Below are 18,708 nucleotides of genomic sequence, written 5' to 3'. Positions count from 1 at the left end.
CATCGTTAAAGTCAACTCACCTAAAACCGATCGCGCATGATCGTATAGTCTTTGTGTTTTATAAACCACTCGCGCACTTTCTGCAAGGCTGCTGTATAGTCTTTTGTTTTTATATCACCGCTTTCATCCAGCTCGAACGGATAACCTTTAATAACCGGGGCCAGTTGTTCCATGATGCGATAGCCGCACGGAATCGGCTCTTCTCTTTCGGCATCCGCTGTCATGCAGTTCTTATCATCACGTTGCATGACCTCAACCATATAGCGAATGGCTTCCGCATGGCGGGTATATATCAGGTCGGGGAAGATTTTATATACTATATCATCGCTCACCGGGAGCTTGCGTACTCTCCGCATCACTTCTCCTGTAGCCTCGGCATCATTCATTCTCGATAATGAAACCAATGCTGCCCAACGCACAGCCTGCACGTTACCAGTCTTCGTATAGTGACGAATGGATTCTTTCAGATCAGTCAGTTCCAGAAAACCGGCCAGCTTCAATACCGGATCGAAGTGGGCTGTTTTACTCCTTATTAAATTTTTTATACTATCTTTTGATGCTGTCGTGAAATCATCTTTTCGAAATGTAGTCAGGTAGTCGAGGGCAAGGCCGGCATTGCCAGTGTCTTTATCCTTACAGCCCTGTACCAGATGATGAACGGCTGTCTGTCGAAGAACACTTTGTTTTGCGCTTGTACCGGATTGATGAAAAATCATATACACTTTAGCGCGTATAGCCGCCACGGTATCGCGCTGATATGGAGCCAATGTTTCCTTCCATGCATTAACATTTTCAGGAAGAAGCATACTCTTCGGTATAGAAGGATTTTTACCGGCCCGAACTTCTGTAAAATATATGCTTACCTGTTCATCCAACTTCTGACTATACGACAAACACGGCAACAATACCACGATAGCAAAAATGAAAAAACTCAAACATCCTCGCATTTTCCCGAATATATCTTCCCCCTGACGTTTCATTTTATCCCTTCGTTTTATTCTTCATCCATTCATTATACTCCCTGATTATCCTTACAAAATCCTCGCGTTGATACGCACCACTCTTCACGCGCTCTGACAAATCCGGATAATCGGCAACAAGCTTCGATACCCCTCTGTTAAAATTCAGAAACATAACCTCCAACAACTGATCGCCTTTTTTATAGTACATCCGCGTAGCTACGATCTTTTGTGTACGATCGTGCATACTCGTTGTAACGTAACTATATCTATACACCGGGATTGCTCCGCTCAACACACGCTGGCAGAATTTATGCTCGTATGTCCAGGGGCTTGTATTCATATCCTTTACCCACGTGAGTGACTGCCTGAAGACTCCTTTGTAACTGTAGCCGTGTATTTCCTTCGGGTATATTTCCACACGCTTGTTGTCTTTTAAAACAATGATTTCATCCTCCATCCATACAGAATCACCAAAGGGCATAACATCGTGTGAGGGTATAATGAAACGAACATCCATAGTATCGCCCGGGGTGATCACGATGTAGTCGCGCGGGCCTCCTTTCACTACAACAGGTTCACTCACGGATGGTGCCATATCTTCCTTCGCCAGTGAAGGCTTTGCAAAGCCCCGGTCTATGATATCAGGCTGAACTCCGTTTACAAATCCGTTAGCAACAAAACGGGCACGCTTGTCTGCTATACCTGGCTTGAGTTCGAACGCAACCTGTTCGGTGTTAAAAGCGGCCGCTTTGGTAATCTTCTTTATCCATTCTTCTGCTTTATCAAAATCATTCAATTCATAATAGGCCAATGCCAGATCACCATAGATCATAGCCGACACTTTCGGATCGATGCGTGCGTTCTTATCTTCACTCGCTTCCTTCAAAGCTGCCTCCCATATACCGATCGCTTCATTTACCTGTTGTTTGAATGTATCGTTGAGGTAATCTATCTTTTTACTGGCACCGGCAATAGCATTGTATAGCAGCGAGAACGCTTTTAGTAAATCAGCATACTCTCCCTTTTTGTCTTTTACATAACCAACATTTACACGATCGCCTGCCATGCCATAGCCGTAGTTGCTGAACAGCCAGTTGCGTACTTCGGCCTTTCGTTGTTCCGTACGCTCGTATCGCAGACCATCTTTAAAGCTGTAGTCGTTATTATACTCCTGTTGCAGGCTGGACAATGAAGACCTGTTCTGCGGGTAATACTGTGTTGTAAAGAAACCTGCCAAATCCTGCTCGGTAATTACCTGACCTTTGGCCACTACCCGAATTTTCATTGGGAAGGAATATGTAATGTCATACCAATATTGATGCATGACCGATTTGACACCATTCTTCTCGGTATCGACCGGCTTGTCATTGACTTCCTTGTTGGTAATGGTGAGTGGACTAACCACAAGTTCAATCTGCACATCGCCATTCTCGCGAACGCGTTTATAGCCCGGTATATGCAATGCACGCTGGAGTGAGTCGCGCTGCCACGCAGCAAGATCATTGCCCAGATCTTCCAATCTGTACGAATACGTTTTAAGCGACTTGTCCAGCGGCTTTAACGGGTATCTATAGAAGTATAGATCCTTTGGTTCATATTTAATGTTTTGTGAAAACGTTATTCCGATAGCCAGGAATAAAAGGCAGGTTGTCAGGATTAGGCGCACGTGTATTAGTTTTTTAGTATCTATATTTTCAATTAGAGCTTTACCGATATGTAGTTTGTAAACCTCTATTTTAAGCCGTAGTCAAATGGTTCACATAAAGAGAATTCGCCAAGAGATAAATAACATTGTCAATTATGATGGGATTCGGAGAAGTTACTGATATATATACTTGCATCAATAAAATATCTTCTGGATTTCATCATATCTCATCGCTCTGTCTCGTTTTCTTATTCTTGTGTGAAATAAGGAAGCAATCTTTTGAACTTCCTTTTCCTAAACACAAACTCAATTTTGTTCCCGAGTAGCCAGGATTTATCCAAGTTTCCCAAATCAAAGTTTTCATACAAAACGTAACAAATATTCCTTCCTTCGTAAATCAATTCATAGCAATGATTCGAATACTGACTATATTTTTGAATAAGTGAATCCGGGGTGTTGCGTTTTAGAAAGTCCGCCAAACCAATAGTTAATGGTAGTAGTGGATCCTTGGTTTTAGTTAAAATTCCGTTTTTAAACAGATAAGTCTGTAGTTCACTTTGTGCGAACACAATGGGAGCACCACTAACCCGAGAGTAAACAACCAAAAATTCTTTGTCGGTTATTTCAATCCTTTTTAATTCATGTATTATAAATGCCCGCTGTCCGGTTTCAAAACTCATTTCTATTCGCAGAACTCCGATTGCATCGTTTTCCACTGCTATTGTATATTTTATAATTTCCTCTTCGGTGTTATCTGGTGGATAGTAGCTTTTGTTTTTTATCAAAGAATCTACATCTATTCCCTCTAGCAAGTCTTGAGGGATCAGCTTCAGGATGTCAAACATCGATTGTCCATTTACCAAAGCGGGCGCCCCAGAGATTAGCAGTATTATCCAAATTTTATTCATAAAAAGTATCGGTCGCTTCTATCAATATAATCACGTTATTATCTACGGCTTCTCATTTTCCATAGAGATCGATCACATACCTTAATTCGGGAATGACATATATAATTCATATTAGTAAAGCCAGTCTTCAGGTAAATCCATTCCGTGGCATCGGGTAAAAACTACATCGTCTATTGATTTCCATTTAGTTTTATCTATAGTGTCAATGTGCCATTCAGCCAGATGGTTCTGTTCTTCTTCACGGTATTTAAAAGCTACTTTTAAGTCGAAGTCAGAAATACTAACTCGTTTTTGTGGCTTACGCGTTTCTATTACTTTTAATTTTTCATTTAAAGAATAAAAAAAATCGTCATCCTTCCACCAGTACATTGGTAGCTCGCCAAAAAAATACTCAACATTTTCCAAGTACCAATTATTTTGCTTGTAAGTGAAAACGAAGCTTTTTCCATAAGAGTCATCGAATTTATAGGACAACCTAATCGTATCCGTGTCGACTTGGAAACTAAGGCTATGGCTCAGCCGTAATGGATAACTTTTAAATAGCTTCTCAGCTACGGGATGAGCTAACAAATACTCATATGATATATCTTCTATATAAGGGGGGACTATATTGGATAAAGTTGTTTTTAACGAAAATATGTCTGCACTTTTAGAGCGTTCGTAAAAAGCCCAGTATGTTAAATCTCCATCAATCTGGTCATCTTCTTTTTTGTTATACTTTACCGCAAGGAAATTAATCTTTCCATCTTTACCCAAGTCCGACACTCTTACATAGTCATCGATGACAAAACCGTCTGGAATACATATATAGGAAGGAAGTAATTTAATATACATCAGACTACCGTACACCGTTCTATTGCAGTTCGTCTGTATTGTAACTATTGTTTGTTCCTTCTGTTGTGCCTCACAACTATTTAAAAAAAACATTAGAACAACTATTCCTCTAATTACTGAATCATTCATCTTAAAAAAATATCACTTATTTTCATTAGACCACTCTAGCAAATCGTAATTCTCCATGAAATATTCTTTTTCCTCTGTTTCGGCTTTCCTCCTGGATTCAACCAAGCTAAACTTATCAATTGGAACTATGTTATCTATTCTCTTTGTTTCAAGAACATTCCGCTTCAAAAGCTTAGAGCTTAAATCCATTTGCGTAACATCTCTTTCGTCAAGATCACCTATCCAATAAGCGACTTGTTTTAAATACCAGTTATCCGATTTAAAAACAAATGAGTAAGTCTTTCCATAATAATCCGGGATCAGGTGAGATATTTTGATAGTGTCCTGAATAAACTCAATTCTCAAGTCATAGGGATATGATACTGCTAATCTCGAAGCAACAGTATCACTACCTGCAACGGCTGCATATATATTTTTCAAATATGGAGGCATAATATTTTTTAATTCCTTCTTTAAAACAAAAGTAGTATCACCAGTTCTTTTGTAAATAGCGTAAAATCTAGTTGCCCCAGTTTTTAAAGGATATTCACTATATCTTAGCACAACATCGCTTTTTTTATCTCTGTCGAAGTCTAAATTGGTAATAACCTCCTCTATAGTATAATTTAGGGGAATACATATTCCCTTAGGAAGTCTTTGACTCAATGATTTATCGATGGTTTTTCTACCACACTTGTTTTTACTTTCACTAATTTGACTGTGGCAAGATTGAGTTGTCAATAGCACTATACTTGCTATTACAAGTAATAAATTATTCGTCATGACATTTAAATAGGTTTGAGTTCTCAATTAAGGTCTTGTATCGTTCTCTTCTGTCTGCGCCTCCATTGACGTTTTCAATAGGGCTACCGGAACTACCCGTATTAACCAGTGCTGAGACTTGATCAATAGACATTGTGTCAAAATTATTGATATTAGATACATTCTGTAAGATAAAAGCTATAGCCGAGTACACCATAACTTCGTTGTCAGTTGCAACTAACTCTGGTTGATTTAGCAAATCAACAACTTTATTAAATTTTTTTGCTATTTCTTGTTGGTTTCGTTGATAGTTTGATCGCCCTGTCAATTGAATAGCACCCCTTCCACGATAAGTCCAACCATCAGTAGTGTTGGCATCTTCGGCAATCTTTATATTTCCATTTGCACCATCGTAAGCCTTTATAAACATATTTTTTCTATATTGAACTTTCTGGTTTACGGGCACTATATACTTCTTATATTTCCCAGTTGAATCGCTTTTGAAACCCGCAGGAATCTTAACATGATACTGTGCCTGGTCTTTACCATTATACTTACCATAGTAATCTGTGGATTTTTCAGACTTATGTGTTCCCAACGTATCAACTTTCTCATAATAATTTGAAGTTATTATACTTTTATAAACTGTCTTGTCCCAAAAGTTTTGATTGAAAAAGTGATTCTTAGCTCCCGCAGATTTATTGAAGTATGTTAATATAAAGTCAATTGGCCAGTCTCTATCGACTCCATTAGAATTTTGCCCTTCTACTCTGGCCTTAAATCCTATTGATTCATGTTGGATTTGTGCGAATAATTTAGCTTGCCTATCACACGTATTAAATTTCCCTATTTGAAGCGCTGTATTAAAGATGTCAGCAAATTCAGCACCGTTTTGAGAGATCATGGTGCTATTTGGGAAAATTAATTGTAACCTTTCTTGTGTCATTGCTAAATCTCTGCTGCATTTAGTACAACAAAAACCAGAAGAGCAGGCTGCATTCGTGATTTGCTCATTTTTTGCACCAGTCGGTTTCAGATCGCCAAATATATATTTACGTAATTTTTCAACTTTGGCAAAAGTGCTTAGAGAGTCTTTCTCACTCCCAATTAAGATTTTGAATAACGATTTTTCATTTGCCTTTAGCATAAAACCAGCTTGACACTCATGATCTTCATTTGTCGAATTAAAGTCATAATATATCTTAGGATCTAATAACGTGTCTGCAAGTATTTCATTTGATATTAAAATGTGGTTAAAATCAGTATCCCCAACAGTTAGATAGTATGCGTCATACAAGCTTTTTCTGTTTTTTGCCTGATCGGGTTTAAAAACTGGCAACTTCGCATTGTTTGTAACTCTACTCTTTATGCCGTTGATAATTGCTAACACATCGTCACAGTCATCGAATATACCGAGACATGGCAGTACCATCTCGCTTTCATCATCATTCTCAAACAACCCTATTACCTTCTGCGGATTGTGGATATTGTCCCACTGATATTTATAGAGAGTTTGACCACTGCTATAGTCCATCAAGTTATCTGTAGAGCTTTTTGATAGCGATGGAAACTCGCTGAAAGTATGTTTCAGGTTAAATGCCCCATGACCAACTTCGTGGGCTATCGTAGTTATAGCAGTTGTACTATTAAGGTTGTCAGTAAATATAAATCCAGCCTGTTTGCTGCGTGGCATATAACCTAACGCACTGCCACCACTCTTTGGCTTGGGCACTAAGAATATATAGTATGTTTTATCCAGCAGGTTGCCATAGGCTTTGATAACCTTCTTCATGTCACCGGTATAGTTGGTGAGCAGGCCGCTTTCGCCATCATCGAAGGTATCGTCAAGCGATACTTTGATGGAAGGTTCGATCTTTACATCCCACGTGGCTACGGCTTGTCCGTATATCTCGGTAAGTTTTTGTGATAGTATATTGGAGCTGAGTCCTCCGGGGATGGTGGCTCCGTTTACCGGTACGATAACGAGGTTGCGGGTTAGCTGATCGTAGCTTACCAGATTCAGTTTACCCAATACATTGTCTTTGGCGGTATCGGAGGGAGTATATAGCGCCAGTAATTCTTCCACCATGCCTTCTGCACCGCCACGAACACTGAGAGTATAATTACTGCCGCTGTTGATGGCTGGCACTTTCGAGCCGTTTATTTCAAAACGAACTTTGTCAGCATCTATATCCGTGCCTTCCAGCGTAGCGGCTACGGCATCGGGTTGTGATGCCGTAACGGCTTTCCACGGTATATAGTGACCACCTTCCACCTGTTGATAGTATGATGAAAGCGCTTCATATTTCTTTTCATCGAAGCCATATTTACCATTGCCTTTATTAAAAGTAAGCGCAATGGTATAATTACGGTCGCCTCGTCCGGCTGCTGCGCGCGCTTCGTCTGCGGTGGTTTTGGTGATGTTGCCTTTCTCGTCTACTACATAGCCGTTGCCTACTTCGTCTGCTATGGAATAGCTTTTACCTTTTGGCAGTACTTTCTTTTCACCATCCGTAGTATAGACTTCTATATTTCCCTCATCATCTTTTGTTACCGTAGCAATAGCAGCACCCGTAATTTCAATCAGTGTTTCAGTGGCAACTATATTTACCGGCAACTCACCGTTTAAGGGCACGTTGGTTGAGTCAACTTTCTTCTCTGATTTTACAAGGAATTTACTATCGGCATTCCAGACGCTTTTTATTTCACCTGCTGTAAGCCAGTGCTGTTCATTTACACGAATGTTCTTGAACGTCATGCGTACTTTGGCCGACTGAAACCACGGCACGATCATCATACCCGAGCCGGTATAGGTGCCGCCTTCGTTGGCAGTTATTTCGCGTACCAACACTTCGTAGCCTGCGGCATAAAGGGTGTCGTTGATTCCCAACTGTGTGGCCGGTATCGCATTGACAGGGACTGCCGGTGGTGACACATCGCTCTTGCATACAAAATCATTGGCACCTGCTATAGCGGTCTTGAAAATTTTAACTGGGCCATAGTCACTTACCTGTGTGCTCTGCTCCGCACGTACTTGTACTTCGTATTCAGTATTGGGCTGTAGCTGTGGTATAGATTTCCATTGATCGCTGGTCAGTTCACTATACCATTCATCGTGGCTTCGGCTATTGTGGGGCCTATAGCGTACCCGGTAAGAAACCGCATCTGTTCCGGCTGTCGGCTGTTCCCATCGCACAACCAGTGAAGAAGGATTGGCTTTCTGAAGTGCCAGGTTTTCCGGTATACCTAACTGGTCACCAAACTGAAATACATATACTTCGCTCTTACCGTTGTTCTTGAACAGATCGCGATCTTCTGTATCTTTTGCCTGCACCTGCCATGCGTATTTTCTTCCGGGTATAAGTGCAGGCTCGGCAGGGCCGTATACTATTTGTGTGGAAGAGGTTGTAATTTCATATAGCGGTTGCTGGCTAAGGAAAGCATCGTAGGGATTTCGTGATGCAGGCCATATCTCTACCAGTTTGAAAATATACTCTGTAGTAAAGGCTGAATTGGGTGAACCGGTGTGACGTGGTGTCCATGTGAAAGCTATGTTTGTCGGGTCGAGTATCGCGGCCTTTGTTTCATTGCGCGGGAGGTTAAGCAATGGCGGATCGTTTAAAATAATCCATGCAATGGCTGTACCCTTGTTACTGACTACTGTATTCCGGTTGTAGTCTAATACCTCAATCGTAAACCGATATACACCTTCCGGAAGTTTGGCACCTTTCTCATATTGATTTTTAGACAACCCGGCAAAGTCAAGATTACCCGGATTGAAATATTCCTCCAGGTCTTCGCCATATAGCATGAGTGGTACACTTCCGCCCGGTAATACCAAGGGCCGCTGGGGAATAAAGCTTTGCTTCGTGCGGATGGTAATACCGACACCTTCTATTGTAATTCTGAGTTTTCCACGATACTCCGTTAGTGTAGGATCATTCAGCGTGAAATTTACAATGAGCCGTTGTGCCCCTACAGCCGTATAGTCTGTCAGATATGGACTATAGGGCGCCAGAATTTGTGTATTAACCTGGACAGGATAGGTTTGCGCCTGTGCTTTGATACAGGCTATTAGAAGTAAAACTACACTTACTACGCTGCGCACTATTTCTATTGTCTTTCTCATTTCATTCCAAAGGCATAATTATATCCGAGCGTACCCGTAAATTCTGTAAAAGATTTTGCGGATGTTTCGCTTGTACTTTCACGGTTCACCGCTGCCATACTCAGATTCAAATTATGTTTCTTCTGTATTGTATAACTTCCATTGATGCGTCCGTTCAGAATGGTGCTTACCCGCTCGGAGTTTGTATAGGTATTGTTATAGGATGATGACAGCGTAGCTCTAAGCCTGCGATCAAAAAATGTTTTACTAACCGAAGCAGTAGGTCCGAGCGTTTTAGTTGTGATCGTAGGACTATCATTTACATTACCATTGAACGCAACGGATACCGTGAGATTCTGCGGCACCATGTTATACATATAGGCCACGTAGAGGTTGTAAAATTGGCTTCCTGAATTTTGTTCTACCTGACCTTGCTTGTCTGCGGCATCCTGCACGTTCAGGTTCAGATTTATACTTTGCCTGCGTTCCTTTGAATTGCTCAAAGCATACGAGGCTGTGGCCGTGATGCTTTGCGAGATTTGTGTATAGTTAAGTGTATCCAGATTATCGTAAGGAGTAAGTTGATTTATATTCACAAACTGTGACCTGATATTAGTATAGGTCTGGAAGCTGGAATAGGAGGCCGAAAGGTTTAGCTTCTGGTTAGGTATATAGTTCACGTTAAGTGAACCTACCATTCTGCGCATGGTGCTCACTTTGCTTTTGTCGAGATTGTCGCGCTGCGTACCGGCACTTACCGCTACATTCATTTTTCCTTGCCACAGTGATGCAGAGCCGTTAGCGGTAATACTTTCCAGATCGTTGTTGAAGTAATAAGCACCGAGTGTGCGGTACTGCGGGTCGATACGTTCATAGCCAACACCAAGACTATACGCGTCTTGTTGATAGGTTAAAGAAGCCTTGAATGCCTTGTAGTATGATGATGACAATCGTGGAGTGTATAAAAAACCGATGTTAGCCAACGGGTGCGTATGCTCACCTTCTTCTGCGCGTATATCGCGGGAAAGCGCACTGGAAGCAAGTTCGCATTTCAAGACAAAGTGATCGAAGAATGTTTTACCGGCACCAACGCTAACAACAAGATTCTCCTGTGGCAAAATGCCGAGGCTATCGGGAATATCAGCAATAGAGCCAATTTCATCTTTGGCGTGAAAAACGATCAGGTCAACGGTAGTACCGTCTTTGCTATAGCTGGTCTTGAAGCCATAGCCCATCCGTTTATACGCGGGTGTATTGGTGATCAGCCCGGCTGTGTCTGTTTCAGGCTGCACGGCTCTCAGAAATCTTCCATACAATGCGCTGAACTTCCAGTTGCCTTCGGGTGCAAGATCAATCGCGCCACCCAAAAATATATGGCCATTCACCGTATAGGGTGAATACGACATACTGCAATATCCGGCATGGCCTGTAATCCATTTATAGGTAGGATGAACACTGTATTGATTGAAAGGTTGCTGAAAAGAAGTGTTCCTGTTTGAGACAGCAAAGCTCAAAGGTACATTCCAGCCGTACAATGAAAAGTTTATATTGCCGGAAGCATAGTATGTATAGGGATTGCGCCTGTTTTCAATACCGCTGGCAGTATAAAATATCTGGTTAAGTGATATACCACCTGTTACCGTAATTGGGGTAGTCTTTCCTACATCTGCTAGATTTTGAGCAACCAGCCATTGAGCAGAGAGAAGAATAAAACATACAATATATAGCGTGTAGAATCTACTCATAGGCAACGTAGTGGCTGGGGTACAGGTAAAGCATATACAGTAATTCTGCAGATCACCTTCAATAATAGCAGGTTCACCGAAACTAATTTATGGAAATTGCATGCGCATACTACAGGCTATATATATAGTAAAATTATACCAGCGGATTTTGCGTTTTAGCGCGGATTGCAAATTTCTTAATCGCGAAGTGACTCAAAAAAATGAATATATCTTAATAATCTTACGCAGAATCTTTATGTTACTAAAAAAAAAGTGTGAAGGAATTAAGAGCAATATCCGTATTATTACTGACAAGTATATAGGTAGAATTACTATGAGCTGACAGTACTATATCTTCGCATGGAGTCTGTCTAGCTTCGTTGGATTTAATAGTTCTCTTGAAGCAGAGATTATAGGAAAAGATTTGAAGAGCATGCGAAATGTAATTTGGACATTACTTGCGTTGCTATTGGTGTTGTCATGTAGGAGTAGTTACGATCAGATTTTTGTTACGGCCTATCCGAAATTGTTGCATCAAACACCAAAAAGTAAGCTCTTTACTTATTTTGATTATCGCTATAACGGTTACGGTGTAAAGGATGAAGACGATACATCGAAATGTCTCGTAGAGCCCATTTTTGATGCTATTTCAATAGATGAAAAAAGATTAATAAAATTATTTTACGATAGGAGTAAAATACACAAACATCCAACCTCATTATTGATAGATCGTTGCATTTCCTCTGATGGAAACATTTCTATTTTTTATCTTAATCCAGCGGCTATTTAGAATATGGATGTGAATATGAAATTGGTAACAGCTTTGGTACTGACATTAACAGAATTCCAGTCAAGAACAATAATCTTTGAGGATTCATAACACGAAAGAAAGAACTATACATTCCATATCAATTTGATTACGTTGAGATATTAGGAGATAACATGATTCTGGCATCCCAACATAATAAAGTTGGTTTGATTGATACATTGGGAAATTCACTTCTCCCATTTGACTATGACAATATTGATTCCCCAATCTTTTTTTAAGAAGGTAAATACGGTGTCTTCAAAGCCAGAAGCTAATTTTCCACCGCCACAACCCCGCAAGTAGACAGCTTGCAGGGAGTGATCAGTGGTTTTCAGATTAAAGCAACGTTTAAAACTATAGAGCACTATATACTATTGATAGCAGAAAGTCTTTTGCACGATCTCCGGTCCAACAATACCATAGCCGGTATGCAATCTTCGTTGTACCGATAGTGTAACGAGGTATGAACATTTCTTCAGATCATTTACCGGTGTGTTGTTTACCAGCAGCGAGTTGTTGTTGTGATGGGTTATAGCATCGTTCGTGTTACCTGATAGTGTTATGAAACCATCGGATAAATATTTGTTAACGGCAAGGTCGTTGCTATGAACGTTGATCGATGCGCTTTGCAGGTCGGCATGATGAACGGTATAGGAGAGGTGAACATTGCTGCCCAGCAGGTTACAATCACCACCACCGCTTTGTTCATTGATAGCGAGTTGAACAACCGATGCATCGTTGTTAATAGTGATCGAATTCATCGTCTGGCCGTTTGCCGGTAAGTACACAAACTGGTTGAGCGCCTTGTTGATCACTTCGCGTACTTCAAAGCGTATAGCAATCTTTTTATTCTGAATGCGATTTGCTATAGGCACTGCGTTGCCTGCTGTTACCGGAGGCATCGCTACTGATGGAACAAGAATCTTGGTGTCAAGTGTAATCAGTGGATCATCATCAACCCAATGCCATAAATTAAGAATGTTGAGGTCTGCCGGATTAAGGGTTGGATCATCCGTGAATGTACGGAGTATGGATTTATTTACATCCAGCCACCCTTCGGCATCAAAATCGGTAGCAGCGGCATATACTTTTACAATGCGAATGGTTGGTGAGAAACGAATCATTTTCCCCAACAGACAATCACCACCAAACAGATCCGGAGTTTTTCCGATGATCAGATTGAAATTGGGTTCACCAACGGCCGGAGTACCATTATCTGCCGTAACGGTACTAACCTTGAATCGATATTCGATCGGACGGTTATTGGAAGTGTTTTTACGAGGCACCTGACCTGCCAGTGTAATGACCCCCGTTAATGCATAGCGTGCCGGAGATGCAAAACCTATAGCATCGAAATCATTTAGACTGCTTCCATCTGGTATTGTAAAATTACCAATGCTTGTCCAGGCACTTACTGTTGACGGAGGCTCATTGAAATCAATGACCAGTCTCACACAAAAACAGTTTGAACGATTTTCGCGGTCAGCGCGGTGTCCTACCGAACGATCCTCTTCGAGTAGAAGCGTGTTCGTGGCATTATCGTATAGCTTGAAATATATATCCGGTCCGGCAGGCCACTCGATGTTCAGCCATGAGAAAATAGTTTTGCTGAACTCGGCACTTGTATAGTAAATCCTGAAATGTCCGGAGGTATCCGTCACGTTTGATCCGATGGCATCGTCTTGCAGCAAGTCTACATCAAACGCTTCTACGCGAACTCCCGGTATAGGTTGATTGGTGCCCTGGCTCAGCACCCGGCCACAGATAACCCACAGATCAAGCAATCGTAATATCTGGCACCACCATTTGGAAGGTATGCAATATTCCCAGCCGAAGTAACTTGCTATAGCCTGCTCCGATGTCTTTTCACGCCATTGCGGTTGTATGGTAGTAATATGAAACTGAAACTCTTCCAGTTTTCTGGGTGGAATCGGTTTGTTGAAATTGTTACCGCAGACAAAGTCAATCTCGAAAGCTTCTCCGCTATATTTATCTTTCTCGCTTAATTGAAACGTGAATGAACCACTGGCATCCGTACTGACTTCTGCGATCAGTAATTTTTGTTTTGCTTTCAGCTCTTCTTCCGTTACCTGGTGAAAAGTCTGGTTGGCATCTGCAACGGCTAACAATGTAACGGTCTCGGCACGCGAGGGTTTATATAGTCTCACCTTCACATTTGCAAGCGGCTCTGAACAATCATTGCATAAAAAGCCGCATAGTCTTCCCTTAAAAATATAGTTCATGATAAGAGGGGATTTTGGTTATATATTATTTTGACAAACGGGTTTGCCGATCTCTTCCGGAAGATGCTGGCGTTTTGCGTAACAATATTCGGAGTTACAGCATGGGTATACAATGTGCTGTCAACTGAAATTGATTTTATAAACAGCGATTTATAGCACCGTTGTTTAACGGAAAATGGCTGGTGGTTGAACTATAAAAACAATGTGGCAAAGTATAATAACGCATCAATTTGCGTGTTTTCCGATGTTCAATAAAGCGTGCTATCGCATGAATGAGGTATAGGGCTTTCAATACGATCAAATCCTCCCTAATTTTAATCGTACCTATATTCAACAACTTAAAAAAAGGATAGTATGAAATCACTATTGACCTCTGCCAGCATGATCACCGTTGGCGTCTTTGTTTTCTTTGCATGTCAGAAAACCAGTATACCTCCGAAGGACGGTTTCAGGGACTGCTATACTTGCAAGCAGGACGAGTTTTATGGCTTAACCGTAGATGAATTTATGGAAGGCGTTGCCCGTTATAAAAATACACACGCCAAACTGGTGAATGCCGACTCCTATATGCAGACCAATAAACTCGAAGCATCCAGGAGCTGCTGGTATTCGATTGATACATTGAAGAAATTCATTTGTCTCATTGAGCAATATTCAAAAAAGGTTGATGTGAAACCTGAGGATCTGGGTATACGCTTTTACTATGCGGTATATCCTTCAACCGGTCCCGTGTTAAACGGTTCAAACTATAAGAGCCTGCATACATTGTTTATGGTACCTACTGTAACCGGTGCAGATAGCATCCCCGTTGATTTTGATCCGCGCTATTCCGCTGGTGTTCGCGAGCCTGGTAAAGATGCCAGTCAGGACAGTGGCAAACAGGACACCAAGCAATCAACCGATAATCCTAAATATAAATACTATACCATTTCACAGCTCGATAAGAATGTTAAATTGCTGATGCTGGAATCTGAAACGGCTGCGAGTGCAACGACTACGAGTATGGCGAAGAATCAGGGAATGTTGTGTCCTCCAACCTGCAATACTTCTACCGCCAATACGCTCCAGTCAGCAGACGCCATGCATCCGTCCGTTGGATATTGATTTTTTGTGTAAAAGCAGATCGCTGTATGAATCGATTTATTCCCTACTTTGAATTTGTTGCATTTTTAACTTCACTGCTGGCTTTCCCGATTATCAAGAAAAGTAAATACTTACGGCTTTTCCCGTTGTTACTTTTTATTATCGTCCTGGTGGAAGTATACCAGCTATTCTTTATGTCCAAAGGCAGTGTTAATGCCTGGATATATAATATTCAGATTCCGCTGCAGCATCTGCTTTATCTTATTATACTGCATCAGGCTGTTGAACAAAGCAGTTATAAGCGATTTTTAGTCGCATCCGGAGTAACGCTCATCGTGTTTAGCACATTAACCAACCTCTTCATTGTTGAGGACAAGCATTTTAATGTACAGGCATATTGTTTGGGATCGGTGCTGGTAATCATCGGCATTCTCGTAAAGTTTTATGAGATGCTGCAAAACCCGACAGACTTTAACTTTTTACGTAAGCCTTTCTTCTATATGTTATTTGCATTCTTGCTGTTTAATGTTGGCACGCTTCCGTATTTTGCTATGGGCAACTGGTTGTATTTTGTTACAACACATAAAGATATACTGATGATGCTCGCCAATGTGATGAGCGTATTAAACTATATTTTGTATACTACTTACACGGCAATGTTCTTATGGATGATACAAAGGAAGGGCTACTCCTGATCGGAACTTCGATGATCGTGTTACTGCTCTTTCTGCTAACTGTATTGGCAGTGATGATCATTTACCGGAAACGGAAGCTCGAGCATGTAGAAGAAATTGAAGAGATGAACGAGAAATTTTCACGCGAGCTTCTGCAAACGCAGATCGAAGTGCAGCAACAGACCATGCAGTATATCGGTCGTGAGATACATGATAATGTAGGGCAGAAGCTTACCCTGGCAGTGCTCTATGTACAACAACTTACCGAAGAAGACCCCGAAACACAAAAGCGAATCAATTCCATTGCCGGTATCATTAATGAATCGCTCGCAGATCTGCGCAGCCTCTCCAAAAATCTTACCGACAGTAATTACCGGCAGATCGATCTATACCATTTGATTAGCGCTGAGTTTTCGAAAGTACAGGCTACCGGTTTTTGCCAGGCGGAGATCCATACCAACAATCCGAAAATACAGGCATCTGCCGCGGTAAAAAGTTTTGTGTTGCGTATTTTACAGGAGTTTTTACAGAATAGTCTGAAGCATTCGGGATGTTCAAAAATAAAACTGGACTTCGATCAGCAGGAGCGTGGACTTTCCATCGAGGCATCCGACAATGGAAAAGGTTTTGGTACGAGTGATAAAGATATATATACCAAAGGCATCGGTCTCGGCAACATGAAGCGCAGAGCCGAAATTATCGGTGCTGATTTTATGCTGGAAAGTATACCGGGCGAAGGTACCCGGATGAAACTGTATATACCGGTTAATAAACTAAATGCTTGATGTATGCAACATTCCGTTGTAGTGGTAGATGATCACGTATTGATAGCCGAAGCTCTTACAGGCATGATCAATAAATTTAAACGCTATACGGTGCTATACGAAGCCGATAACGGAAAATCCCTCGTAGAAAGATTCAAGCAGCCCGTTAATATACCCGACATCGTATTGGTCGATATAAATATGCCGGAGATGAATGGCTTTGAGACTGCTCAATGGCTTACACAAAATCATCCGGGTATCCGCATTCTAGCCTTGTCGATGCAGGATGAAGAAGAGACGATCATCAAAATGATTCGCTGCGGAGCCAAAGGCTATTTGTTAAAGAACGTACATCCCGGTGAACTCGAAAAAGCACTTGACGCATTGATGGATCGCGGATATTATTATCCCGACTGGATCGCACACAAAGTTCTGTTAAGTCTTTCCAGCGAGAAAGAAACACCAGCCGCTCCCAAGATAACTCTCAACGATCGCGAAAAAGATTTCCTACGCTATGCAGCCACCGAATTAACCTATAAAGAAATTGCAGAAAAAATGTTCTGCAGTCCCCGCACCGTAGAAAGTTACCGCGACAGCCTCTTCGAAAAGTTCGGCCTGAAGACGCGCGTAGGACTGGTGATGTACGCACTCCGTAACGGACTCATCGAGCTCAATTAGCTACTGAAGGTTGCAGGCTACCAGCTTCTGGCTGCTGGAAATAGCTGCGAGCTGCTAGTTTCGAGATGTAGACATAGTATAGCGGGTCGCAAAGTATATCTACACTTCTTGCTTCTTACTCCTGGCTTCTTACTTTTAATTTCCTGTAGCCAGTACCCAGCAGCCCTTTTCTCGCAGCTCGCAACTCAAGGCTCACAGCTAGTTCGAAAACTCACAGCTAATTTAAACGAATGCCGGTATCCCTGTAATCGTATTGCCCAATATGAGCAAGTGTATATCGTGTGTTCCTTCGTAGGTAACGACTGATTCGAGGTTCATCATATGGCGCATGATAGGATACTCGCCAGTTATACCCATGCCTCCGTGAATTTGTCGGGCTTCGCGCGCGATCTCGAGGGCCATTTGTACACTGTTGCGTTTGGCCATGGATATCTGTGGTGTAGTAGCTTTGCCTTCATTCATCAATACACCCAGGCGCCAGTTGAGTAATTGTGCTTTGGTAATTTCGGTTAGCATCTCCGCCAGTTTCTTTTGTACCAACTGGAACGAAGCTATAGGTTTACCGAACTGTATACGTTCCATCGCATAGCGTCTGGCAGAATCATAGCAATCCATCGCGGCTCCTATAGCACCCCATGCTATACCATAGCGTGCGGAATCCAGACACATCAACGGAGCACCTAAACCATTTTTATTCGGGAGTAAATTCTCTTTGGGAACTTTTACATTATCAAATACAAGTTCACCGGTAGTACTCGCACGCAGCGACCATTTACCATGCGTTTCCGGAGTAGAGAAGCCCGGCATGCCACGTTCAACAACGAGACCATGAATTCTGCCTTGTTCATTCTTGGCCCATACCACCGCTATATCTGCTTTTGGAGAATTGGAGATCCACATCTTCGCACCATTCAGCAAATAGTGGTCGCCCATGTCTTTGAAGTTCGTTACCATGCCACCGGGATTAGAACCATGATCCGGTTCCGTCAATCCAAAACATCCCAGCCATTCACCCGATGCAAGTTTAGGCAGATACTTTTTGCGTTGCGCTTCATTACCGAATTTATAGATCGGGTACATTACCAGCGAGCCTTGCACCGAAGCCGTAGAACGCATACCGGAATCGCCACGCTCAATCTCCTGCATAATCAACCCATACGAAATATAATCCAGTCCGCCACCGCCATACTCGGTTGGAATGGTAGGGCCAAATGCACCAATGTCACCGAATTTCTTTACGATCTCGTATGGAAAATGCGCACGTTGCGCCCAGTCTTCGATATAGGGAGATATTTCACGCTTCACAAAATCACGTATAGAGCTGCGGATAAGCTTGTGCTCTTCGGTCAGCAGGTCGTCCAGAGCATAAAAGTCTGGATGATCAAAAGCGTCCTGCTTCATTGATTT

General features: G+C 41.8%; 14 protein-coding genes. 5 read left to right on the top strand and 9 right to left on the bottom strand.

Features of this window, described 5'->3' with window-relative positions; translation table 11 throughout:
• Positions 1-20: 20 nt before the first annotated feature.
• The 7 genes from ACFQ21_RS02945 to ACFQ21_RS02915 form a co-directional block, all read right to left on the bottom strand.
• A complete protein-coding gene (locus ACFQ21_RS02945) occupies positions 21-980 on the bottom strand; it encodes a hypothetical protein (protein WP_377574605.1) in 960 nt (319 codons plus the stop codon).
• Between the two features lies 1 nt (position 981).
• The gene (locus ACFQ21_RS02940) at positions 982-2,628 is read right to left on the bottom strand and encodes a tetratricopeptide repeat protein (protein ID WP_377574602.1); all 1,647 of its coding nucleotides are present in this window, start codon (positions 2,626-2,628) and stop codon (positions 982-984) included.
• 227 nt (positions 2,629-2,855) lie between these two features.
• A complete protein-coding gene (locus ACFQ21_RS02935; protein WP_377574600.1) occupies positions 2,856-3,515 on the bottom strand; it encodes a hypothetical protein in 660 nt (219 codons plus the stop codon).
• A 111-nt stretch (positions 3,516-3,626) separates the two neighbouring features.
• Entirely contained in the window at positions 3,627-4,478 is an 852-nt protein-coding gene (locus tag ACFQ21_RS02930) for a hypothetical protein (protein WP_377574597.1), read from the bottom strand.
• 12 nt (positions 4,479-4,490) lie between these two features.
• A complete protein-coding gene (locus ACFQ21_RS02925; RefSeq protein ID WP_377574595.1) occupies positions 4,491-5,240 on the bottom strand; it encodes a hypothetical protein in 750 nt (249 codons plus the stop codon).
• A complete protein-coding gene (locus ACFQ21_RS02920; RefSeq protein ID WP_377574593.1) occupies positions 5,230-9,348 on the bottom strand; it encodes a fibronectin type III domain-containing protein in 4,119 nt (1,372 codons plus the stop codon). Before ACFQ21_RS02920 ends, ACFQ21_RS02925 begins: the two co-directional genes overlap by 11 nt.
• A complete protein-coding gene (locus tag ACFQ21_RS02915) occupies positions 9,345-11,072 on the bottom strand; it encodes a hypothetical protein (protein ID WP_377574590.1) in 1,728 nt (575 codons plus the stop codon). The genes ACFQ21_RS02920 and ACFQ21_RS02915 overlap by 4 nt, the downstream gene beginning before the upstream one ends.
• 921 nt (positions 11,073-11,993) lie before the next feature.
• On the opposite strand from ACFQ21_RS02915, the gene ACFQ21_RS02910 reads away from it, so the two are divergent.
• Positions 11,994-12,098: a hypothetical protein gene (locus ACFQ21_RS02910; protein ID WP_377574587.1), complete on the top strand. Its 105-nt coding sequence runs from the start codon at positions 11,994-11,996 to the stop codon at positions 12,096-12,098.
• Positions 12,099-12,230: 132 nt separating this feature from the next.
• On the opposite strand, the gene ACFQ21_RS02905 is transcribed toward ACFQ21_RS02910, so the two are convergent.
• On the bottom strand, positions 12,231-14,102 hold the full coding sequence (locus ACFQ21_RS02905; protein ID WP_377574584.1) for a hypothetical protein: 1,872 nt from the start codon (positions 14,100-14,102) through the stop codon (positions 12,231-12,233).
• A gap of 354 nt (positions 14,103-14,456) precedes the next feature.
• Here ACFQ21_RS02905 and ACFQ21_RS02900 point away from each other — a divergent pair, with 354 nt between their 5' ends.
• Genes ACFQ21_RS02900 through ACFQ21_RS02885 form a run of 4 tightly spaced genes read left to right on the top strand, consistent with a single transcriptional unit; the run spans position 14,457 to position 17,301 of the window.
• Complete coding sequence (locus ACFQ21_RS02900; protein ID WP_377574581.1) at positions 14,457-15,206, top strand: hypothetical protein; 750 nt, start codon at positions 14,457-14,459, stop codon at positions 15,204-15,206.
• Between the two features lie 26 nt (positions 15,207-15,232).
• Positions 15,233-15,880: a hypothetical protein gene (locus ACFQ21_RS02895; protein WP_377574578.1), complete on the top strand. Its 648-nt coding sequence runs from the start codon at positions 15,233-15,235 to the stop codon at positions 15,878-15,880.
• Positions 15,850-16,644 (top strand): sensor histidine kinase, encoded by a 795-nt coding sequence (locus ACFQ21_RS02890; RefSeq protein ID WP_377574575.1) that lies wholly within the window; start codon positions 15,850-15,852, stop codon positions 16,642-16,644. Before ACFQ21_RS02895 ends, ACFQ21_RS02890 begins: the two co-directional genes overlap by 31 nt.
• Positions 16,645-16,647: 3 nt before the next feature.
• Entirely contained in the window at positions 16,648-17,301 is a 654-nt protein-coding gene (locus tag ACFQ21_RS02885) for a response regulator (RefSeq protein WP_377574572.1), read from the top strand.
• Between the two features lie 222 nt (positions 17,302-17,523).
• On the opposite strand, the gene ACFQ21_RS02880 is transcribed toward ACFQ21_RS02885, so the two are convergent.
• Positions 17,524-18,702 (bottom strand): acyl-CoA dehydrogenase family protein, encoded by a 1,179-nt coding sequence (locus ACFQ21_RS02880; protein WP_377574569.1) that lies wholly within the window; start codon positions 18,700-18,702, stop codon positions 17,524-17,526.
• Positions 18,703-18,708: the final 6 nt, after the last annotated feature.

The sequence above is a fragment of the Ohtaekwangia kribbensis genome, from assembly GCF_042676245.1.
In the GTDB taxonomy this organism is placed as follows: Bacteria; Bacteroidota; Bacteroidia; order Cytophagales; family Cyclobacteriaceae; genus Ohtaekwangia; species Ohtaekwangia kribbensis.
This window is presented reverse-complemented; position numbering and strand designations above follow the sequence as displayed.